The 21,894-nt window shown below is 38.8% G+C and carries 21 protein-coding genes and 2 rRNA genes; 12 read left to right on the plus strand and 11 right to left on the minus strand.

The window, feature by feature from the left end; translation table 11 throughout:
* Both EO766_RS15140 and rrf read left to right on the plus strand, forming a co-directional pair.
* Positions 1-386: ribosomal RNA gene (locus tag EO766_RS15140) — 23S ribosomal RNA — on the plus strand; the annotation flags it as partial.
* A 47-nt stretch (positions 387-433) separates the two neighbouring features.
* Positions 434-547 (plus strand): 5S ribosomal RNA (gene rrf / locus EO766_RS15145).
* Positions 548-702: 155 nt separating this feature from the next.
* On the opposite strand, the gene EO766_RS15150 is transcribed toward rrf, so the two are convergent.
* The 5 genes from EO766_RS15150 to EO766_RS15170 form a co-directional block, all read right to left on the minus strand.
* Entirely contained in the window at positions 703-1,152 is a 450-nt protein-coding gene (locus EO766_RS15150) for a nucleoside deaminase (protein WP_074419317.1), read from the minus strand.
* Between the two features lie 112 nt (positions 1,153-1,264).
* Positions 1,265-2,002 (minus strand): 3-keto-disaccharide hydrolase, encoded by a 738-nt coding sequence (locus tag EO766_RS15155; protein ID WP_081298658.1) that lies wholly within the window; start codon positions 2,000-2,002, stop codon positions 1,265-1,267.
* Positions 2,003-2,084: 82 nt separating this feature from the next.
* A complete protein-coding gene (locus EO766_RS15160) occupies positions 2,085-2,507 on the minus strand; it encodes a c-type cytochrome (RefSeq protein WP_074419300.1) in 423 nt (140 codons plus the stop codon).
* A gap of 32 nt (positions 2,508-2,539) precedes the next feature.
* Entirely contained in the window at positions 2,540-3,595 is a 1,056-nt protein-coding gene (locus EO766_RS15165) for a sugar phosphate isomerase/epimerase family protein (RefSeq protein ID WP_074419301.1), read from the minus strand.
* Positions 3,596-3,686: 91 nt separating this feature from the next.
* Complete coding sequence (locus EO766_RS15170; protein WP_074419319.1) at positions 3,687-4,853, minus strand: Gfo/Idh/MocA family protein; 1,167 nt, start codon at positions 4,851-4,853, stop codon at positions 3,687-3,689.
* 301 nt (positions 4,854-5,154) lie between these two features.
* On the opposite strand from EO766_RS15170, the gene EO766_RS15175 reads away from it, so the two are divergent.
* The 7 genes from EO766_RS15175 (at position 5,155) to EO766_RS15205 (ending at position 14,361) form a co-directional block, all read left to right on the plus strand.
* Positions 5,155-6,447, plus strand: coding sequence for an MFS transporter (locus EO766_RS15175; RefSeq protein WP_074419303.1), 1,293 nt, complete (start codon positions 5,155-5,157; stop codon positions 6,445-6,447).
* Positions 6,448-6,487: 40 nt separating this feature from the next.
* Positions 6,488-7,369 carry a hydroxypyruvate isomerase family protein gene (locus tag EO766_RS15180; protein WP_074419304.1) on the plus strand — a complete coding sequence of 294 codons (882 nt, stop codon included), beginning with the start codon at positions 6,488-6,490 and terminating at the stop codon, positions 7,367-7,369.
* Between the two features lie 130 nt (positions 7,370-7,499).
* Complete coding sequence (locus EO766_RS15185) at positions 7,500-9,179, plus strand: GMC oxidoreductase (RefSeq protein ID WP_074419305.1); 1,680 nt, start codon at positions 7,500-7,502, stop codon at positions 9,177-9,179.
* 45 nt (positions 9,180-9,224) lie between these two features.
* Complete coding sequence (locus tag EO766_RS15190) at positions 9,225-10,943, plus strand: GMC oxidoreductase (protein WP_074419306.1); 1,719 nt, start codon at positions 9,225-9,227, stop codon at positions 10,941-10,943.
* 101 nt (positions 10,944-11,044) lie between these two features.
* Positions 11,045-12,766 (plus strand): GMC oxidoreductase, encoded by a 1,722-nt coding sequence (locus EO766_RS15195; RefSeq protein ID WP_074419307.1) that lies wholly within the window; start codon positions 11,045-11,047, stop codon positions 12,764-12,766.
* A 22-nt stretch (positions 12,767-12,788) separates the two neighbouring features.
* Complete coding sequence (locus EO766_RS15200) at positions 12,789-13,406, plus strand: gluconate 2-dehydrogenase subunit 3 family protein (RefSeq protein ID WP_074419308.1); 618 nt, start codon at positions 12,789-12,791, stop codon at positions 13,404-13,406.
* Positions 13,407-13,476: 70 nt separating this feature from the next.
* A complete protein-coding gene (locus tag EO766_RS15205) occupies positions 13,477-14,361 on the plus strand; it encodes a sugar phosphate isomerase/epimerase family protein (protein ID WP_074419309.1) in 885 nt (294 codons plus the stop codon).
* Positions 14,362-14,484: 123 nt separating this feature from the next.
* Here the strand turns inward: EO766_RS15205 and EO766_RS15210 are convergent, their stop codons facing one another.
* On the minus strand, positions 14,485-14,667 hold the full coding sequence (locus tag EO766_RS15210; RefSeq protein WP_143439567.1) for a hypothetical protein: 183 nt from the start codon (positions 14,665-14,667) through the stop codon (positions 14,485-14,487).
* Positions 14,668-15,272: 605 nt separating this feature from the next.
* On the opposite strand from EO766_RS15210, the gene EO766_RS15215 reads away from it, so the two are divergent.
* Complete coding sequence (locus EO766_RS15215) at positions 15,273-15,578, plus strand: YtxH domain-containing protein (protein WP_074419310.1); 306 nt, start codon at positions 15,273-15,275, stop codon at positions 15,576-15,578.
* A 98-nt stretch (positions 15,579-15,676) separates the two neighbouring features.
* Here EO766_RS15215 and EO766_RS15220 read toward each other — a convergent pair whose 3' ends face one another.
* The 4 genes from EO766_RS15220 to EO766_RS15235 are packed head-to-tail and all read right to left on the minus strand — an operon-like array spanning position 15,677 to position 18,712.
* Positions 15,677-16,666, minus strand: a complete 990-nt coding sequence (locus tag EO766_RS15220) for a potassium channel beta subunit family protein (RefSeq protein WP_074419311.1) — start codon at positions 16,664-16,666, stop codon at positions 15,677-15,679.
* 32 nt (positions 16,667-16,698) lie between these two features.
* Positions 16,699-17,277, minus strand: coding sequence for an LPS export ABC transporter periplasmic protein LptC (gene lptC / locus EO766_RS15225; RefSeq protein ID WP_074419312.1), 579 nt, complete (start codon positions 17,275-17,277; stop codon positions 16,699-16,701).
* Positions 17,278-17,329: 52 nt separating this feature from the next.
* Positions 17,330-18,058, minus strand: coding sequence for a type III pantothenate kinase (locus EO766_RS15230; RefSeq protein ID WP_074419313.1), 729 nt, complete (start codon positions 18,056-18,058; stop codon positions 17,330-17,332).
* 18 nt (positions 18,059-18,076) lie between these two features.
* Positions 18,077-18,712, minus strand: coding sequence for an LON peptidase substrate-binding domain-containing protein (locus tag EO766_RS15235; RefSeq protein ID WP_074419314.1), 636 nt, complete (start codon positions 18,710-18,712; stop codon positions 18,077-18,079).
* A gap of 155 nt (positions 18,713-18,867) precedes the next feature.
* On the opposite strand from EO766_RS15235, the gene EO766_RS15240 reads away from it, so the two are divergent.
* Positions 18,868-19,740, plus strand: a complete 873-nt coding sequence (locus tag EO766_RS15240; protein WP_074419320.1) for a glycosyltransferase family protein — start codon at positions 18,868-18,870, stop codon at positions 19,738-19,740.
* On the opposite strand, the gene EO766_RS15245 is transcribed toward EO766_RS15240, so the two are convergent.
* Complete coding sequence (locus EO766_RS15245) at positions 19,722-20,927, minus strand: O-antigen ligase family protein (RefSeq protein ID WP_143439116.1); 1,206 nt, start codon at positions 20,925-20,927, stop codon at positions 19,722-19,724. The genes EO766_RS15240 and EO766_RS15245 overlap by 19 nt on opposite strands.
* Before the next feature lie 45 nt (positions 20,928-20,972).
* Between EO766_RS15245 and meaB the strand changes: the two genes are divergently transcribed.
* Complete coding sequence (gene meaB, locus EO766_RS15250) at positions 20,973-21,875, plus strand: methylmalonyl Co-A mutase-associated GTPase MeaB (protein WP_074417668.1); 903 nt, start codon at positions 20,973-20,975, stop codon at positions 21,873-21,875.
* The last annotated feature ends 19 nt before the right edge of the window (positions 21,876-21,894 follow it).

Raw genomic sequence — 21,894 nt, forward strand, 5'->3', positions numbered from 1 at the left:
CGATGTCGGTTCGTCACATCCTGGGGCTGGAGAAGGTCCCAAGGGTTCGGCTGTTCGCCGATTAAAGTGGCACGTGAACTGGGTTCAGAACGTCGCAAGACAGTTCGGTCCCTATCTGTGGTGGGCGTTAGTAAATTGAGTGGACGTGACCTTAGTACGAGAGGACCGGGTTGCATGTACCGCTGGTGTATCAGTTGTGCCGCCAGGTGCAATGCTGAGTAGCTATGTACAGTCAGGATAAACGCTGAAAGCATCTAAGCGTGAAACCTTCCACAAGATGAGTTTACTTTTAAGGGTCGTCAGAGACGATGACGTTGATAGGCTACAGATGTACAGCTGGTAACAGCAAAGTCGAGTAGTACTAATTACCCGTAAGCTTTATTTTTTTTATTTACACAAAACACTTCCCAATATGTTAACTTATTGAAGAGTTTATGGTGGTTATACCGAGGGTGTTCACCTCTTCCCATTCCGAACAGAGAAGTTAAGTCCCTCATGGCCAATGGTACTTGGGCCTTGTCCCTGGGAGAGTAGGTAGCTGCCGTATTTATCTTAAAGCCGGCTTAGATAATACTAAGCTGGCTTTTTTTATGCTGTAAAACTAAAAAATTAGATAAGTTATAAATAGGTAAAACACCATTTCTCAAGTCTTTGATTACACCATTGAATCCTTAAAAAACACGGATCAATCTTTTTGTACATTCACCTTTTTCTTCTAAAAAATGCCTTCATTAAAAAAGCAGCTTCATCTGCCAATACACCTTGTGTAAGGGTGGTTTTGGGATGAAAAGGATATTGTTGAGGAAAGTACCGGCTATAACCATTTTTTTCGTCGGCTGCGCCATATACAATCCGCCCAATTTTACTCCAATACAAAGCACCGGCACACATCAGGCAAGGCTCTAAGGTAACATACAGTGTGGCTTCCGGTAAATACTTCGAACCCAATGCGCCAAATGCCGTTGTTAATGCAATAATTTCTGCATGTGCTGTGGCATCTTTCAATAACTCCACCTGGTTATATCCACGTGCTATAATTTCATTGTGCTGTACAATAATGGCCCCAACAGGCACTTCATCTGCATCAAAGGCTAATTCAGCCTGCTCTAATGCCTTTCGCATATAATAAGCATCATCTTTTAATATATCCATAAAAAAAATTGAATGATACCATTGTTTTGTTATTTCCCAAATGCAAAGTAGCGTATAAAAAAACAAACCCTCGTAAAAGGGTTTGAAGTAATACAATGACTGATTTAATGGTTTAAGGTAATTGTCTGATTTGAATATTTCTAAACCAAACATCATTTCCGTGATCCTGTAGGGCAATATGGCCTTTTTTAAACATCCCAAAGCCCGGCATGTTTTTAAATTTGCTATGGGCAATCATGTCTTGCCAGTTATTGTCCCATAAGGTTGTTTTTACTACAACTGTACCATTTAAAATAAGTTGTAATGTACTGTGGTTGGCAATAATTTCTACTTTATTCCATTCACCAACGGGTTTAACCGTTTCTTTACTACAGGCAATTAAGTCATACAAATCGCCGGCACGATGTTTATGAATTTTGCCATCGGGGTGGCCATCATTATCTAAAACCTGCATTTCTAATCCCGTATTCCATGTTTCGTTGTATTTGGCCGGATTGTCTTGAACAAAAAATAAAATACCGCTGTTGCCATCTTTCGATATTTTCCACTCAGCTTTAAAATCGAAATTAGTAAAGGCTTTATTGGTAACCAAATCGCCACCACCTTCTGTTTGATAGCTTTTTTTATCGGCAGCATTTAAATGAATTGCCCCATCCTCAATTTTCCAGGCATTACCTACAGTGGTTTTGCCATAACTATGCCAACCGTTAAAGGTTTTGCCATCAAATAAAGACACCCATCCATGTTGAGCATTTAGGATGGGTATCTCAAAAGTTTTCTTTGTAAACGCAAAAGAAACAAACAATGCGCTCATGATAATCAGCGCCGCAGTTAATTTTTTTGGTAGCATATAATATATTTTAAATGATGAATTGCTTATCGGCATATCGGCACTGCACATTTCTTTATACGTCAATACAAATACGTTATTATTATTTTTTCAATAACAAAATATATTTAACCATTTGTTCTGCATCGGCAACAGATAAATTAGGATGTGGTGTCATAGGTACCTGGCCCCAAACACCTGACCCACCTTTAATAATTTTTGCGGCCAGCATAGGTATATCTTTATCGGTATATTTATTGGCAACATCGCGGTAAGCAGGGCCAATTAATTTTTCGTCTACTTTATGGCAGGTTAAACAATCATTTTTTGCTATCAGTGCCAAGCCTTTTTTATAATCTGGATTGTCTGATAAATCGGTTGATGCAGTTGCGGGTGCAGGTGAAGCTGCTTCAGTTTGTGGGGTAGAAGTGCTTGCAGCGGCTGACTGATCGCCACTATTCTGATTGCTGTTTCCACAGGCATAGGCCAGAAAAGCCATGCTGATTACGATTGACATTTTTTTCATAAAAAATAAATTTTTTAAATAATGGTGCAAAGTTATTTCAATCCCAATACCGAACGGTTAAAATCTTCTGAAGCAGCAGTGCCTGCAAAATCATCAAATGCTTTTTCGGTAACATGAATAATATGGTTACTGATAAAAGGAGCTCCTTCTTTGGCACCATCTGTTGCGTTTTTAATACAACATTCCCATTCTAATACTGCCCATCCTTTATAATCGTAAGTAGCTAATTTGCTGAAAATAGATTTAAAATTTATCTGCCCGTCGCCAAGCGATCTAAACCTGCCGGCACGGTTTACCCAGCTTTGAAAACCACCATATACGCCCTGTTTTCCGGTTGGATTAAATTCTGCATCTTTTACATGAAAAGCCCGTATGCGTTCATGGTAGTAATCAATATAAGTTAAATAATCCAGACATTGCAGTAACAAATGAGATGGGTCATATAACAAACATGCTCTGCGGTGTTGTTCAACTGCATCTAAAAACATTTCGTAGCTAACACCATCGTGCAAATCTTCGCCGGGGTGTATTTCATAACAAATATCCACATCACACTCATCAAAATAACGCAATATGGGCAACCAACGGTTTGCCAGTTCTGTAAAGGCTGTTTCAACCAAACCTATCGGTCTTTGTGGCCAGGGATACATCATTGGCCAGGCCAATGCACCGCTAAAAGTAGCATGGGCACTCAATCCTAAGTGTTGCGATGCTTTGGCTGCATAGCGCAGTTGTTGGGCTGCCCATTCGGTGCGTGCCTTGCTATTGCCATGTACTTCGGCAGGTGCAAAGCCATCAAACAAAGCATCATAAGCAGGATGCACGGCCATTAACTGCCCTTGTAAATGCGTGGATAGCTCGGTAATAGCCAGGCCATAACTGTTTACCAATCCTTTCAATTCATCGGCATAGGTTTTACTTTCGGCAGCTAATTGTAAATTAATGCAGCGGGCATCCCAAGTAGGTATTTGAATGCCTTTATAACCCAATCCGGCGGCCCATTCGCAAATAGCAGGCAGGCTGTTAAAGGGAGGTTCATTACCCATGAACTGTGCTAAAAAAATTCCGGGCCCTTTTATTGTTTGCATGGTGATATTTTTTTTGTAGTCAGCAATTGTACAAGTATGGGACTGTTGTTGCGTCGCACACTTGTACGTTCGGTAATACTATTCGTCAATACTACTCCGTAAATAGCGTCCATTTTTCCGATGAATGAGCAGAGGCTATCACACTGTCAATAAATGCCATACCTCTAACTCCTTCGGCAACTGAAGGAAAATCAAGCATTTCAGGTGTAGGTGTTTCGCCTTGTTGTTCTGCTAAAAGTGTGCGTGCAAAATTTCGGTAAATATTGCCAAATGCTTCTAAGTAGCCTTCGGGATGCCCACCCGGAGTGCGGCAATTTTGTGTAGCAAAAGAAGAGAGGCGCTCGGTATAATTGCTGCCTGCCCTCAATATTTGTGTAGGTGCATCTAACCACTTTACCATTAAGGTATTGGGTTCCTGTTGTGCCCATTCAATGCCTCCTTTTTCACCATAAACCCTTATTTTCAGTGCATTTTCTTCGCCTGCAGCTACTTGCGATGCCATTAAAACTCCTGCTGCACCGTTGTTAAATTTCAATAATACATTACCATCATCATCTAATGCCCTGCCTTCTACCATTACATTCAAATCGGCACACAAATGTGTAATTTTTAAGCCGGTAATGTATTCTGCTAAATGGGCAGCATGGGTTCCAATATCGCCCATGGCACCACTTTTACCGCTCTTTTTAGGATCGGTGCGCCAGGCTGCTTGTGCATTGCCTTCGCGTTCAGATAATTTGCTAAGCCATCCCTGCGGATATTCTACCCAAACCTTTCTGATTTTACCTAAAGTATTTGCCTGAATCATGGCTTTTGCCTGCTTCACCATGGGATAACCTGAGTATGTATGTGTTAAACACAAATGCAATCCCGTTGTAGCCAGTTTTTCTTTCAGTTGCTTGGCTTCATCTAACGAAAAAGTAATGGGTTTTTCAATTACTACATGAAAGCCTAGATCCAATGCCATCATGGCGGGTGCAAAATGTGCAAAGTTGGGGGTAACAATGGTAACAAAATCTATTCGTTCATTGGCAGGCATTTTGCTTTCGGCCTGCAGCATTTCTTCGTAGGTTAAATAGGTTCTTTCTTTGGGCAAAAAAAGCATTTCCCCCGATTCAATTGCTGTTTGCGGATGAATGCTCAATGCACCGCAGCTCAGTTCAATCAATCCATCCATATTGGCTGCTATACGGTGGATGGCGCCAATAAAAGCATCTTTTCCGCCACCAATCATACCCATTCGTAATTTTCTTTTCATGATTTCTTTATTTTTTTGCTGTAAAAAATGAGCCATATTGGCCGGATATTCACGTTGTTATTCTACAAAAAGATAACTGGAAACAACAGGCAATGCAATAGGGCTGCTTGGATAAATGAAATTTGTTTTGGCAAACATTCATTTCAACTGCAATCAAATGTAAGCTTTGTGTACTATAAAAAAACACATTTACAAAGGGTTAAAAAAGAATTGATTTTTATCAAAATCCATTACAAATGCTGCTGGTTAAAAAATTACTTTTACATTTAACCTTCAAACGATTTATACCTAACGATTGATTATGCAAGCCAACATTCAAAAAAACAAATTATTTGTTGCCAGTTGTTTAGCCTTATTGGTAACATCTCTTTCCTTTGGTATTCGAGCGGGTATTTTAGATACTCTGGGGACCCAGTTTCAACTCAATAAAGCCGAGTTGGGCGCTATTGCTGCTACTGCATTCTGGGGTTTCCCACTGGCCATTATTTTTGGCGGCATTGTGGTAGATGTTATTGGCATGAAGCGTTTATTAATTCTTGCATTTGTATTTCATTTAGCAGGTATTATTTTAACCATTTATGCAGGGAAATTTGGTAGCCCTTATGCTGCTTTATTTATTTCTACTTTGTTAATTGGCCTTGCCAATGGAACTGTAGAGGCGGCATGTAATCCATTAATTACTTCGTTATACCCTGATAATAAAACTACCAAACTCAACCACTTTCATTTGTGGTTTCCAGGGGGTATCGTAATTGGTACTTTACTGGTTTTTTTATTAAATAAAATAGGTATTGGCTGGCAAATTCAAGTGGGCTTAATGATTGTACCTACATTAATATATGGTTACTTATTCAGCAAATTGCAATTCCCTGTAACTGAACGGGTGGCAAAAGGAGTTAGTACTGCAAAAATGTACCGCTCTTTATTGAACCCTTTATTCATTATTATGATTATTTTAATGTTTGGTACAGCTATTACTGAACTATTTACTGGACAATGGATTGACGTATTATTAAAAAATGTAAGTGATAACGCTATTTTGCTCTTAACCATTGAAACTGGTGTGATGGTGGTGGGCCGTGGTTTTGCAGGACCGGTAGTACATCGTTTATCACCTGCAGGTGTGCTATTATTCTCGGCCATATTTTCGGCCTTGGGTTTGTATATACTGGGACATACAACCGGTAATTTATTGTTTATAGGTGCATTGGTATTTGGTTTGGGGGTGTGTTATTTTTGGCCAACCATGTTGGGTTTTGTTTCTGAAAACCTGCCTGAAACCGGTGCTGTTGGTATTAATTTAATGGGCGGTGCAGGTATGTTTGCCGTTTCGATATATACCATTTTTATGGGTAGCCATTACGACAATCTACTGGCTGCGCAATTACCGGTAAATGCCGATATTAAAGCGTTTATGGAAGCGCCTCCCGGTTCAGATATGGCCAATCAGTTAATTGAAGCCAAAAAAGCAGCAGGCCCGGCTATTATTAATACTACTTTTGTAATTCCTGTTATTTTAATTGTGGCATTTACCGCATTGTTTTTCTATAAAAAAAATCAAAAAAATAAAACAATGATCGTTGCACAATCATAGTAGCACTTCTCATTTTTTCCTTATCCCTTAAAATAGCAGCATGTATAACAGGCGCAAAGCAATTCAAACATTATTTACCGGAACGGCAACTGTTGCCGCTGCTCCTTTTTTATTACAAATGAAATCAAATACTGCTTTTGATATTGCTTCCTCATCATTAAAAGGCAATATCAATCATGCCGTGTGCAGGTGGACGTATCAATACTTGCCTTTAGATACTTTGTGTACTACTGCCAAACAAATTGGTATTAAAGGCATTGATTTGGTGGGGCCTGCCGATTGGCCGGTTTTAAAAAAGTATGGCCTTACTTCTTCTATGTGTAATGGCGCAGAACTTAACCTTACCGATGGATGGGCCGATACTAAATTTCATGCAGCTTTAATTTCCCGTTATAAAGAACATATTGCACTGGTTGCTAAAGCTGGATATAAAAATTTAATTTGTTTTAGTGGTAGCAGAAGAGGTATGGATGATGAAACAGGCTGGAATAATTGTGTACAGGGTTTGAAACAAATTATGGGCGATGCAGAGAAAAACAATGTAACCATTGTAATGGAATTGCTGAACAGCAAAATAGATCATAAGGATTATATGTGCGACCACACCAAATGGGGGGTAGAATTGTGTAAAAGAATAGGTTCTCCTAATTTTAAATTGCTGTACGATATCTATCACATGCAGATAGATGAAGGCGATGTGATAAGAACCATTCAGGAGTATCATCCCTACATTGCACACTACCATACCGGCGGTGTTCCGGGCAGGCACGAAATTAATGACACACAGGAATTGTATTATCCGGCTATTATGAAAGCCATTGTTGCCACAGGCTTTAACGATTTTGTGGCACAGGAGTTTATACCTACCGGTAATGATAAAATTGAATCACTAAAAAAAGCCGTTGCTATTTGCGATGTGTAAACGTTTGCATTAAAATATTGGTAAAAAGGAACAACGGTTCACATAGGGCGCAGAAAAAGAATAGCTTTAGCAATAAATGAATTTGGACAAATAATATTGATTTTTCACATTATAATTTATACATTTTATTATGGCTGACAATTATTTTGATGCAATTGTAATCGGATCGGGTATTAGTGGCGGATGGGCTGCTAAAGAATTAACCGAAAAAGGTTTAAAAGTGTTGATGTTGGAACGTGGTAAAAACATTGAGCACATTAAAGATTATGTAAACGCTAATAAAGATCCCTGGGAGTTTCCGCACCGGGGAAGGCCTACTCAGCAAATGATTAAAGATCATCCTGTTTTAAAACGCGATTATGTACTGAATGAATTTAATGTAGACTGGTGGGTAAACGAACAGGAGTCGCCCTACACTGAAGTGAAGCGTTTTGACTGGTTCAGAGGCTATCATGTAGGTGGTCGTTCCTTATTGTGGGGCCGACAAAGCTATCGCTGGAGCGATTTTGATTATGAAGCCAATGCCAAAGATGGGATTGCGATTGACTGGCCGGTGCGTTATAAAGAAATTGCCCCCTGGTATGATTATGTTGAAAAATTTGCAGGCATTAGTGGCAACAGAGACGGTCTTGCGCAGTTGCCCGATGGGGAATTTATGCCCCCCATGGAAATGACCTGTGTAGAAAAAGATGTTGCTGCCCGCATTAAAGACCATTATAAAGGTGCTCGTAGTATGATTATTGGGCGTACTGCCAATATTACCGTGCCACATGAAGGCAGAACCAATTGCCAATACAGAAACAAATGCTGGCTGGGATGCCCATTCGGCGCCTATTTCAGCACACAGTCGGCCACCTTGCCGGCTGCGCAAAAAACAGGCAACCTTACATTAAGACCCTGGAGTATTGTTACAAAAATTCTATACGATAAAGATACCAAAAAAGCCACCGGTGTTGAAGTATTAGATGCAGTGAACAATCAAACCTATGAATATAAATCTAAAATTGTATTTCTGAATGCCTCTACCTTAAACAGCGCCTGGGTACTCATGAATTCTGCAACCGATATTTGGCCCGATGGTTTGGGTAGCAGTAGTGGAGAACTGGGTCATAATTTAATGGATCACCATTTAGGCGTAGGTGCATCGGGTATTGTAGAAGGGTATGAAGATAAATACATCTATGGCCGAAGAGCCAATGGCATTTACATACCTCGTTACAGAAATTTATTTGGTGATAAACGTGATTATTTAAGAGGTTTTGGTTACCAGGGCGGCGGAAGCCGTGAAGGCTGGAGCCGTAATATTCCGGAATTAAGTATTGGTGCTGCTTTTAAAGAGGCATTAACTGAACCCGGTACATGGACAATGGGCATGGGTGGCTTCGGTGAAATTTTACCTTACCATGAAAACAAAGTAACATTAGATAAAAATAAAAAAGATAAATGGGGTTTACCGGTATTGGCTATTGATTGCGAATTGAAAGAGAATGAATTGAAGATGCGTAAAGACATGCTGAATGATGCAGTTGAAATGTTAGAAGCTGCCGGCGTTAAAAATGTACAGGGCTGGGATGGTGATGGTACACCCGGAAGAGGCATCCATGAAATGGGTACCGCCCGTATGGGTAATGATCCTAAAACTTCTGTGTTGAACAAATACAACCAGGTTTGGGATGCGAAAAATGTATTTGTTACCGATGGTTCTTTTATGGTATCTGCAGCTTGCGTAAATCCTTCTTTGTCGTACATGGCATTTACAGCTCGTGCTGCCAATTATGCAGTAGAAGAATTGAAAAAAGGAAATATTTAATAATCTGTTGAAGTTATATTTTTCAACTTTTTAAACAGTTATCACATGCCGGGCAATCAACCCAATATCGCAACAAAAGCAACAGAGGCCAATACATATGATGCCATTGTAATTGGCTCAGGTATTAGTGGTGGATGGGCTGCTAAAGAGTTAACTGAAAAAGGATTGAAAACCATTATGCTGGAACGTGGCCGCAATTTTGAGCATATTAAAGATTATAAAACTGCGCAATGGGATCCCTGGGATTTTCCGCATCGCGGAAGGACCACCGAAGCACAACGTAAGGCCTACCCCGTTATACATCGCGGATGGGCAGCTAATGAAGCAGTGATGGATTATTGGGCCAATGAACAGGATTGCCCCTATACCGAAATAAAACCATTTACCTGGTGGCGTTCTTACCAGTTAGGTGGTCGCTCCATATTGTGGGGCCGCCAAAGCTATCGCTGGAGTGATTTTGATTTTGAAGCCAATGCCAAAGACGGGATTGCGATTGACTGGCCGGTTCGTTATAAAGAAATTGCACCCTGGTACGATTATGTTGAAAAATTTACCGGCATCAGTAGTTCTTTGGAAGGGCTTCAGCAATTACCCGATGGGCAATATTTACCTCCTATACCGCTAAACTGTGTAGAAAAAGAAGTGGCTGCCCGTTTAAAAAAACAATACAACAATCAACGCCATTTATTTATAGGCAGGGTGGCCAATATTACAAAGCCTATTCAAAGCCGCACCAATTGCCAGTTTAGAAATCGTTGTTGGGAAGGATGCCCTTTTGGCGGATACTTTAGTACACAATCATCTACTCTTCCGGCAGCTATGGCAACCGGCAAACTAACGGTACGCCCTTTTAGTATTGTTACCCGGATTATTTACGATAAAAATACCCAAAAAGCCACCGGTGTAGAAGTATTAGATGCCGAAACCAATCAAACCTATACCTATTATGCAAAAATTGTGTTTCTCAATGCATCTGCCTTAAATTCTGCCTGGGTATTAATGAATTCTGCAGCCGATATCTGGCCCGATGGCTTAGGTAGTAGTAGTGGCGAATTAGGGCATAATATCATGGATCATCATTACAACTGTGGTGCATCGGGTGTTATGCCGGGATTTGAAGATGTTTATTATGATGGGGGCAGAAGGCCTACCGGTTTCTATATTCCCCGTTTTGCAAATTTGTTTAATGACAAACGAAACTACCTGCGTGGTTTTGGATACCAGGGTGGTGCCAGCCGCGAAGGCTGGAGCCGGGAAGTGGCTGAATTAAACATCGGTGCCAATTTTAAAGAGGCATTAACACAACCGGGTACCTGGACTATTGGCGCTACTGCTTTTGGTGAAATTTTACCCTATCATGAAAATAAAATAACCTTAGATCCCAACAAAAAAGACAAATGGGGTTTACCTGTTTTAGCAATGGATGCTGAAATTAAAGACAATGAAAAAGCCATGCGAAAAGATATGGTAAACGAAATGGCACAAATGTTAACAGCAGTAGGTGCTACGCAGGTAACTACCTGGGACAATGGCCATGCCATGGGCCACGGTATACATGAAATGGGTACTGCCCGTATGGGTAACGATCCTAAAACTTCGGTATTAAACAAATACAATCAGGTTTGGGATGCCAAAAACGTATTTGTTACCGATGGTTCTTTCATGGTTTCTTCTGCCTGTGTTAATCCATCGTTAACGTATATGGCCTTTACGGCAAGGGCTGTTGATTTTGCTGTAAATGAACTTAAAAAAAACAATATTTAAATTCGGGAATGAATGGTGCTGAATAATGATAAGAACGTACAAGTGAGTGACACAACCGGTGTTACACAAAGTATCAATAGCCGGTAACAAAAAAATAAAATATGCCACAGGATACATCAAATATTCATTTGAATACAACAGGTAAACAAAACAATACCTACGATGCTATTGTAATTGGCTCTGGTATTAGTGGTGGATGGGCTGCTAAAGAATTAACAGAAAAAGGATTGAAAACACTTTTGTTAGAAAGAGGTAGAGATGTGGTACATATTAAAGATTATCCCACCGCTACATTAAATCCATGGGATTTTACGCACCGGGGTCGCATGCCTTTAAATGTAACCACTGAAAATCCGGTAGTTGCCCGCTGTTATGCATTTGGGGAAGCTTCGCAACATTTTTTTGTAAAAGATACCGAACATCCTTATGTTCAGGAAAAACCATTTGATTGGATTAGAGGGTATCAGGTAGGTGGAAAAAGTTTATTGTGGGCAAGGCAAACCCAACGTTGGAGCCGATTCGATTTTGAAGGTCCGGAGCGGGATGCTTTTGCCGTTCCCTGGCCTTTTACTTATAATGAAATTGCGCCATGGTATTCGCATGTAGAAAAATTTGCCGGTATCAGTGGTAATAAAGATGGGCTGGAAACATTGCCGGATGGAGAGTTTTTGCCACCCTGGGATTTGAACTGTGTGGAGAAAACCATTCAACAGCGCATTATGCAACAATATAAAAATCGCTATGTAGTGCAAGGCAGGTGTGCGCATTTAACCAAACCCAATCCCATTCATGTGGAACAGGGGCGTACGCAATGCCAGGCCCGTAGTTTGTGTGAACGTGGTTGTCCGTTTGGCGGTTATTTCAGTTCAAATGCTAGTACCATTCCCTGGGCACAAAAAACAGGTAATCTTACATTAGTGCCCGAAAGTGTTGTTCACTCTATTATTTATGATGAAAAACTACAGAAAGCCACCGGCGTTAGAGTAATTAATGCTGTTACAAAAGAAGCAACGGAATATTATGCCAAAATTATTTTTGTAAATGCATCTACCATCAATACCAATTTAATTTTGTTGAATTCTGTTTCCAATCGTTTTCCAAATGGATTGGGTAACGATAGTGGATTGCTGGGCAAATTTATTGCCTTTCACAATTACAGAGGGCACGTTACAGCTTCGTTTGAAGGACCGCAGGATAAATATTATTATGGGCGCAGGCCAACACAAGCCATGATGCCTAATTTTAGAAATGTATACCATCAGGAAACTGATTTTTTAAGAGGCTATATGGTGCACTACAGTGCAGGCCGGGCAAGGGCTTCAGCCGATGGTATCGGCGCTGCATTCAAAGATGCCATTACCGAAGCCGGTAACTGGTATGTAAGCATGATGATGCAGGGTGAAACCATTCCCAAAGAAACCAATCACGTACGTTTAAGTACTACTGAAAAAGATGAATGGGGCATTCCACAATTAATTACTTCGGTTGCCTATGATGACAATGATGAAAAATTATTGAAAGATTTTCTAACTCAGGGTAGTGAAATGTTGGCAGCTGCCGGTTGTACCAATATACAAACACACGACAGCAAACAAGCCCCCGGCTTAGATATTCATGAAATGGGTGGCGTAAGAATGGGTAAAGACCCCAAAACTGCTTTGCTAAATGAATGGAATCAAATGCATCATTGTAAAAATGTATTTGTTACTGATGGGGCTTGTATGGTAAGCACCAGTACGCAAAACCCTTCATTAACTTATATGGCCATTACTGCACGGGCGGCCAATTATGCAGTTGAACAATTGAAAAAAAACAATATATAATTAAACTTTTAAAATACAAGCTATGGATAGAAGAGAACTTTTAAAAATGGTTGCACTGGCTACCGGCGGTGTAATGGTTGGTGGTGAGTTTTTACTCAGCGGCTGCAAAAATGAAAAATCCGGTGTGGTAGCCTTTAAACCGGATGATATTGCTTTCTTAGATGAAGTAGGTGAAACCATTATTCCAACTACTTCTTCTCCCGGAGCAAAAGCAGCCGGAATTGGTAATTTTATGAAAGTGATGGTGACTGACTGCTACACGGAACCCGATCAAAAAGTATTCATGGAAGGCATCAGCCAATTAAATGAATTCTGCAAAAAAGAGAACGGTATCGGCTTCATGCAGGCAACACCGCAGCAAAGAACTGCGTTGTTAGAAAAAATTGATGCTGAAGCAAAAGCCTATCAGAAAGAAAAAAATGAAAAAGAAGCGAAATTAAAAGAGGAAGCAGCAAAGGAAAGAAACAAAACCATTGCTTTGTCGCCCAACCATTATTTTACAATGATGAAGCAGCTTACCCTATTCGGGTATTTTACTTCTAAACCCGGTGCTACCCAAGCTTTGCGCTATGTGGCAGTGCCCGGTCATTATGATGGTTGTATGCCTTATAAAAAAGGCGATAAAGCCTGGGCTACTTAGTAGATGGTGCATTTATCCAACATTGTTTTAATGAAATATTATACCATCAATTACCTTTAAAAAAAACAACATGTCAACCAATCGTAGAAATTTTTTAAAAATGGGCGGCCTTTCTGCGCTGGCATTGGCAGCCCCTGTAAAAAAAATGGCCACTAATATATTAACCGATGTTTCCAACCATACTGAAGGCGATCTTTCTAAATTTGGGTTGCAATTATGGACAGTAAAAGAAGATTTAGCCAAAGATCCTAAACAAACACTCAAAGCTGTGGCATCTTATGGCTATAAGCAATTAGAAAGTTTTGAAGGAAAAATGGGCATATTTTGGGGAATGACAAATAAAGAATTCAAAAAATATTGCGACAGCGTGGGTACAAAAATTATTTCCTCGCATTGCGATATCAATACCAACTTTGAGCAAAAAGCTGCTGAAGCTGCCGAAATTGGTATGGACTATTTAATTTGCCCTTACAAAGGACCACAAAAAGATATTGACAGCTTTAAAAAAATAGCAGAGCAGTTTAATCAATGCGGTGAAATTTGTAAGAAAAACGGAATTAGGTTTGCCTATCATAATCACGATTATTCGTTTAAACCTGTAGATGGACAAGTGCCTCAGGTTGTTATGATGGATGAAACAGATCCACATTTGGTAGATTTTGAAATGGATATTTACTGGGTAGTAGCTGCCGGCGAAAATCCGCAGAAGTGGCTTAAAAAATACAGTCATCGGTTCCGTTTATGCCATGTAAAAGATTTGGCAAAAACTGCAAATGGTGGCCACGAATCCTGCATTCTAGGCAAGGGTACTATTGATTATCCTGCTATTTTAAAAACAGCCAGAGAAAATGGTATGAAATATTATATTGTTGAGCAGGAAGCCTTTACCGGTACCACGCCTTTATTGAGTGCTAAAGCAGATGCTGCTTATATGAAAGCATTTAAATTTGCATAAAATAACAGGTGGTATACTTTAGTAAAAAAGCGGTAAAAGAATGTGAAATTTTACCGCTTTTTTTATGCATTTTTTTAGATGGGTTATTGATATTTATTCCAATTTCTTTTCTGCAACTGATTGTTATTGAACACTGTTTTTAGTAACGAGATAATTGTAAAAAACAGCAAGCACTATAATAGCAGCATAGGTCACTATATTAAACCAGGTATGGTGCTCCAATCCAAATGGCAATGACCAATGCTCTAAACCCGATAATAAAACCAAACAAACCCGTGCAATATTGCAGGCAATGATGATAGCCAAACTAAGTTATAGCCCAAATTATTTTAAACTATCAACGGCCATGATGCGTAATAACAAATGCCAGCCAAAAACTGATAACCGCAAAACCAAAATAGGAGTAATTTAAAATAATGCCATATTCACCGCTAATGGTTAACACATCCGGCTGCGGACTGTATATATAATATCCCGAAGCTTCTAAAATTTTTCTGCTACTTTCTAAAACAACAGTTCTATTCAGTTGAATATAATTAATTGAAATAATGATAGGGTGTAGTAAGTCTCCATATCATTTTTGTACCCCAGTAAAATAAACCACCCTAAAAATTGTAGCGCATACTTCCAAACGCCAGGGGAAGCAATGGGTACATGTTCTATATTTTTTTTGCGATGGGTAGCATGTATTCAAAAATAAGCGCAATTCAGAACTATTGTATAAAATATTCGGTAAACTTTTTGTGTGTAGTAATTATCCGCTCATTATTTGGTGGTATGGAATGTTAAAATTTAAAAGTATGTAGTGTTAAAATATATTAATTATTTGTTGTTTAACTTTCTTTTTAGGCCATCTGTTGGTAACTTGTATAGCTACTAAAAATGATTTCTTCACAATAAAAATATAGTTTATGAGTGCACAAAAATTTTTAATTGGCGTTTTATCCGGGTTAGTGGCTGGTGTTGCCATTGGGTTATTAACTGCTCCCGCCAAGGGCAGTGATACCCGTAAAAAAATTGCAGATACTGCAGATGATATGAAACGAAAACTTCGGCATTTACGCGGACAGGCGAATAACGAATTGGATGAATTAAAAGCCGTGCTTGAAAATGAAACCAGCGGTTTGCGTGATGACGTAAGGGAAAGAATTTTAAAATTAGTGGAAGCCAGTAAAAATTCGTATCACAGAATGGCAGAAGATGCTAAAATGAGTTAAACATTCACTGTTTGGATAAATTGCTGAATGGCAATCCCTTACATGAAAAGAGGCTGTTTCAATAATGAAGCAGCCTCTGTCTATTATAAAAGGAATGATTAGAATTCAGGAACAACAGGTTTGGTTTGCATAATGTTGTCAATTTTTTCCATTACCTCATTTGTTAACAAAGGCAATACGTCCAATGCTTTTAAATTGTCTGTTAATTGTTCGGTTTTGGTGGCACCTAAAATAGCTGTGGTTACATGCGGATTTTTAATGGTCCATGCAATACTGAGTGCAGCTACTGAAACGCCTAATTCTGTAGCAAATGCGGTGAGTTGCTTTACTCTTTCTATTTTTTCAGTAACCATTAATCGGTCTTTTAACCATTCAAAACCTTCAATGCTTAAGCGGCTGCCTTCGGGTATGCCATTGTTGTATTTACCGGTTAATAAGCCTGCAGCCAATGGGCTCCAGATAGTAGTACCCAAACCTACATTTTTAAAGATTTCAAGATATTCGTTTTCTAATTTATTTCTTTCAAATAAATTGTACTGAGGTTGCTCCATGGAAGGGCCAATGAGGCGGTAATCACGTGCTATTCGATGGGCTTCCATAATTTCAACCCCACTCCATTCACTGGTACCCCAGTATAAAACTTTGCCCTGGTTAATAAGAGTATTCATGGTTAATACTACCTCTTCAATAGGAGTAGTTTTATCGGGGCGGTGACAGAAATATAAATCGAGATAATCTGTTTGCAGTCGGTGCAATGCTTCATGGCAAGCTTCGGTTAAATGTTTTCTGCTTAAACCGGTTTGGTTGGGTTTGTTGTTTTTACCACGCCATCCAAAAAACGCTTTAGATGATAGGATGTAAGATGTTCTGTCCCATCCTTTATTTTTTAGCACCCTGCCCATCATTTTTTCACTTTCGCCCAATGCATAGGCTTCTGCATTGTCAAAGAAATTAATGCCATTGTCGTAAGCTACACCCATTAGCTCATCGGCAATGCCATCATTAATTTGTTTGTGAAAAGTAACCCAACTGCCAAAGCTTAAAACACTTAATTGTAAGCCGGTGCGGCCCATTTTTCTGTATTCCATATATTACGTTTTTATGGTGATTGAATCTTTAATTATAAAGAACTATCCGGTACATTTAAAAAACTGCTTTGCCCGGCATTGCCATAACCTACTTTGTACACTTTTATATTGGTAAGATCCTGATTGGAAGAAAAACCTGTACCGTATAATTTTTGACGAATGGGGTTGGTTTGACTGATAATTACCGGTTTATCAGTATAATAGGTTCCTTTTAACTGATCCCAAAACAATTCATTGGTAAACAAGGTATCGCCTTTAACATTAAAAACAATGACACTATCACGCAACAACACTTTATTTTCATTTTCTAAATAAGAACCAAATCGGGCAAATAAACGACTGTCAATTTTTGCGGTGCTATCATAAAAATCTACATGTAGTGTTCGGGGAAATTCAATTTTTACAGTATCATATTGATAGCGCAGCATGTAGGGGGCCTTTAAAACAGCTTTAATGCGGCCTGCCTGGCTAAACTGGCTTACAATACCCGTACCTTCTTCAACCCCTAATTTTTTTTTTCCTAAATTTTCTACTTCATGAATATCATTTTCGCAGGAAATGGCCAATGAGCTAATGAATAAAATAGTAAACCATTTTTTGATGTAAAACATAGTGCACCTCCCTGCATAAATGAATGGCAAAATTACAATTTGATGCCCATATCTAAGGATTATTTAAACGGTTAATGTAGAATAAACCTTTAAATAACAAATCTTCATCGGTATACACCGGATTTTTTAAATAGCTTTTAAAAAAATTCATATCTCCACCTGTCATGCTCACTTTTAAATTAGAAAATTTTTCGCTGTAGGCATCAATCATACCATCAATTTCTTTTGCCAAACCCATCAGTACGCCACTTAATAAATTAGTTCTGGTATCATACCCAATCAACGGGAAATTACTGTCGGCTTGTACTAACGGTAATTTGGCTGTTTGTTCATGCATGGCTTTAAAGCGCATGTGCATACCAGGTGAAATGGCGCCACCTAAAAACTCATTGAACGGGTTAATATAATTGTACGTAACACAGGTACCCAAGCCTATTGCTAAATTGTGTTGTTGTGGAAATAAATGAACGGCTGCACTGCAAATAGCCAGCCGGTCGGCACCAATGGTAGCAGGTTTGCCTATAGGGGTGGAAATAGGCAATTTACTTTCGTGATTTAATAAATGAAATTTGGTGTAGTGGCTAAGCAAATCGTTAATAGCGGTATTATGTTGAATAACTGAGGATAAAATGCTATGTGAAGGCTGATAAGTATCCAGTAAATGTAGTATCGTTGGTACACTGTCATCGGCTAATGGAACAACAGTTGTTAAAGTATCATTTATAAAAATAGCGCCTTTTAAACGGGTATTGCCAAAATCTAAGCAGAGTATAACCGACATATGTAATGGGTTTAGTGGTTAAAAATTAAATCCTTTCAGTTCTTTAAAATGGCCGTTTAATTTTATTTTTTCTTTTAATAATTCCATGCTCTGTACCAAAGGTAAAATTTGCAATAAATGCCTGCGTAAAAATTCAATGCGTTCCAATTCTTTAAACAGGCAGAGTAAGGTTATTTCCTGCTCATGTGTAAGCCCAACATGATGGGCAACATCATAACTCAGTAGTTCTTCTTCTTTCTTTTTAAAATCTTTGGTTACCTGTAATTGTTTAAATAGTTCACGAATATTGCTGAGTACGGGTTTTAAATAGGTGTACATTGGCGTAATTTGGTTGGTTGGATAGGTAACTATGGCGCCACTATACAATTTGTCGGGTACTTGTTGAATAAATTCCAGAATTTTGAATACAGCAACGCCTTTGGTAACAATGTCCATTTTACCATCCTCATATACCGCTACAATTTCTTTTATTTCAACCAAGGTACCAGAGTCGGTAATTTTGTTATCAGCTACAACAGGTATACCAAATGGTTTATTGTCTGCATAACATTCTGTTATCAGTTGTTTGTAACGCGGTTCAAAAATTTTTAAATGCAGTATTTCATCCGGATAAACAACTATGTTTAAAGGGAAAATGGGAATAAAATTGGTCATTTTGTAAAATTGAGAAAATAATTGATAGACGCACTCATTTGTCAAAAGTAATGGTTAATGATTTTTTTCGGTTCTTTGTAATCAATTTTGAAATTGTGAATACCGGTGTTCATTAAAAGTTGTTTTATTTTATTCATTTCAAGTTGCATGTATTTATGAAAATATCTGGGTTTACCATTATTAAAAATGCCATTATCAACGATTATCCCATTGTGGAAGCCATTACCTCTATTTTGCCGGTGGTAAATGAAATGATAGTATTAGTGGGCGATTGTGAGGATGATACGTTGCGTTTAATTGAATCAATACCCGATCCTAAAATCAAAATTCATCATTCTGTTTGGGATAAAACGCTACGTGCCGGCGGAACTGTGTTGGCAGTTGAAACCAATAAAGCATTTCAACTAATAGATCCGGAAAGCACCTGGGCATTTTATATTCAGGCCGATGAATGTGTGCATGAAAAATACCATGCAGCTATTTTGGCAGCCTGCAAGGAACATCAATACAATATTAAAGTAGAAGGTTTATTGTTTCAATACCTGCATTTTTATGGAACTTATGATTATGTGGGCGATAGCCGCACCTGGTACGATCATGAAGTACGCATTATACGCAACGATAAAAGAATTACTGCCTACAAAGATGCGCAGGGTTTTAGAATTGGTACCGAGAAATTATGGGTAAAGCCTGCCAATGCTTATGTATATCATTATGGTTGGGTAAAAAGCCCCGAACAAATGATGCGTAAAAATAAAAATATGGCTGCTTATTGGAATCATGCCTCTATTCAGGCTATTGCCAACTCGCCACAACAGGTGTATAATTTTGAGGAGTATGATTCTATTGAAAAATTTACCGGTACACATCCGGCTGTAATGCAGCAACGTATTGCCGCTAAAAACTGGCAAATAAATTTAAATATTAACAAAAAACGTTTTTCGTTTAAAGATAGATTGTTGTACCATTTCGAAAAATTAACCGGTATTCGTCCGTTCGATTTCAGGAATTACCGTTTATTATCCTGATGGTTGAAGGCCATTAGGGCCAGTGGCCACGCATGTAAAAAAACACCAAACTGAAAATTCAAATTGCTTTCTACCAAACAGGATGCTGTAATGGCTAAACTCCAAGCCACTACTCCTAATTGTTGTTGTTGTAATCCCCATACAATGGGGTAAAGTAACCAAATTGTCCAAAGTAATACACCCAACCATCCACTACCCAATAACCAAAACAACCACTGGTTGAAAGGCCATCCAAATTTGAGGGTTTGCCGTGGAAAATATTTTTCGCCATATTGTTGCATGGTGGGTGCAACACCGGCCCATCCAACGTTATAGGATTTATGTTGTATGGCCTCAACAGCTATATAATTTAAATTACGCCGGGCACCATCTGAATAGTTGCTGTTAAAAACAGAAGGCTTAAATTGTTGCCAGTCATATAGGGTATAAGCTATTTTTTTTTGTACTGTAGGAAAAATAAAATAACTGCAACAGGCTATTGCTATGATACCAACGGTTAACCATTTACGGTAAGGTATTATTTTTAAAAATGGAATAAACAGTAGCATAATGGCCAGTATTATCCAAGCGGTTCTTACCGATAAAAAAACAATCAATAAAAATGTAGCCACTACAACAGGTAAGCGGAATTTATTTGAAAAAGGATAATGAAATAAAAGCAAAGCAAAAGTACTGCATAAAAAAATACTATACCGAATATGGTCTTGATCCATCCAAACCGGCATGGATTGTCCGCTGCCGTATTTGATAACTGCCTCCTGAAAATGTGTGGCATACCAACTCAATGGGTAAATACTACTCAAAAATGCAACAACAATCCAAATACGAATTATTTTATTTCCATCAATAGAAGCATATAACAAGTGTACAGCAAAAAAAGCAATGGGATAGGTACATAGGTTTAACAAAAAATCGTAAGTATCTTTTTGAAAAGGAAGTTGCCAGGCTCCTACTACAAACAAGACCAAAGGTATTAGCGACCAATACAATAATGGGTGTTTTTCTTTGGGAAATGGATGTTGTAATCTAAAAGCTATGATAGTAATGAGCCACACTGCCATGCTTATGGAGAGCAATGCCCTGCTGAATAACAAACCCAATAGCATGAGTACAAATAGCCCTGTAAGCAGACAATGTATGGTGCACTGTTGCCATAAAAAATTACGATTTGTTGTTTTTTTAAACATATCAATACAGGTATACAGTAATTTTACGCACATCAACAGGGTTCTATGTGGGAAAATTTACGGAAAGATATTCAAAGCGGTGATATAAAAGCACTGGCACGGGCATTAAGTTTGATTGAAAATGAAACACCCGGCTATTTAAGTTTTATGCAATCGCTGCAATTGCAGCACAATGCCAGAGTAATTGGTATTACAGGGCCACCCGGTGCCGGTAAAAGTACATTAACGGATGCGTTAATTGGGGCATTGGTTGCATTGGAAAGAAAAGTGGCTGTATTGTGTGTTGATCCATCTTCCCCCTTTCATTTGGGGGCATTGCTGGGCGATAGAATACGCATGAACCAATGGTATGCACACCCACAGGTGTATATTCGTTCATTGGCCAGCCGTGGTAATTTAGGCGGATTGCATCCTAAAATTTTAGAGATGACTGATGTTTTAAAAGAGGCACGTTTTGATGATATTATTGTGGAAACAGTAGGTGTAGGCCAAAGTGAAATTGAAATTGCCGGTTTGGCTAATACAACGGTGGTGGTATTGGTACCCGAGGCCGGTGATGAAATACAAACCATGAAAGCGGGACTGATGGAGATTGCCGATATTTTTGTGGTGAATAAAGCCGACAGGCCCGGAGCAGCTTTGTTTGTAAAAAATTTACAACACATGCTAACTCCTGTACAAACCGATAATAGTTGGAAAACACCTGTTATCAGTACCATTGCCACCAACGGTACAGGCATTGCTGAATTGATTACATCTATTAACGCACATAGTTCTATATTACAAACACCGGAAAGAAAATTATGGCTAATGGCCGATAAAGCCTACCGCTTGTTGCAGCAAAAATGTATGAAAGGAATACAACGCCAACAATTAAAAGCACATTTGTCTAACTTTGTGCATCATCCCGGTTTTAATTTGTATCAATGGGTGGAGGAGATTTTATAGACATTTTAAATTAAAAATT

The sequence above is a fragment of the Hydrotalea sp. AMD genome (assembly GCF_004100315.1).
In the GTDB taxonomy this organism is placed as follows: Bacteria; Bacteroidota; Bacteroidia; order Chitinophagales; family Chitinophagaceae; genus Hydrotalea; species Hydrotalea flava.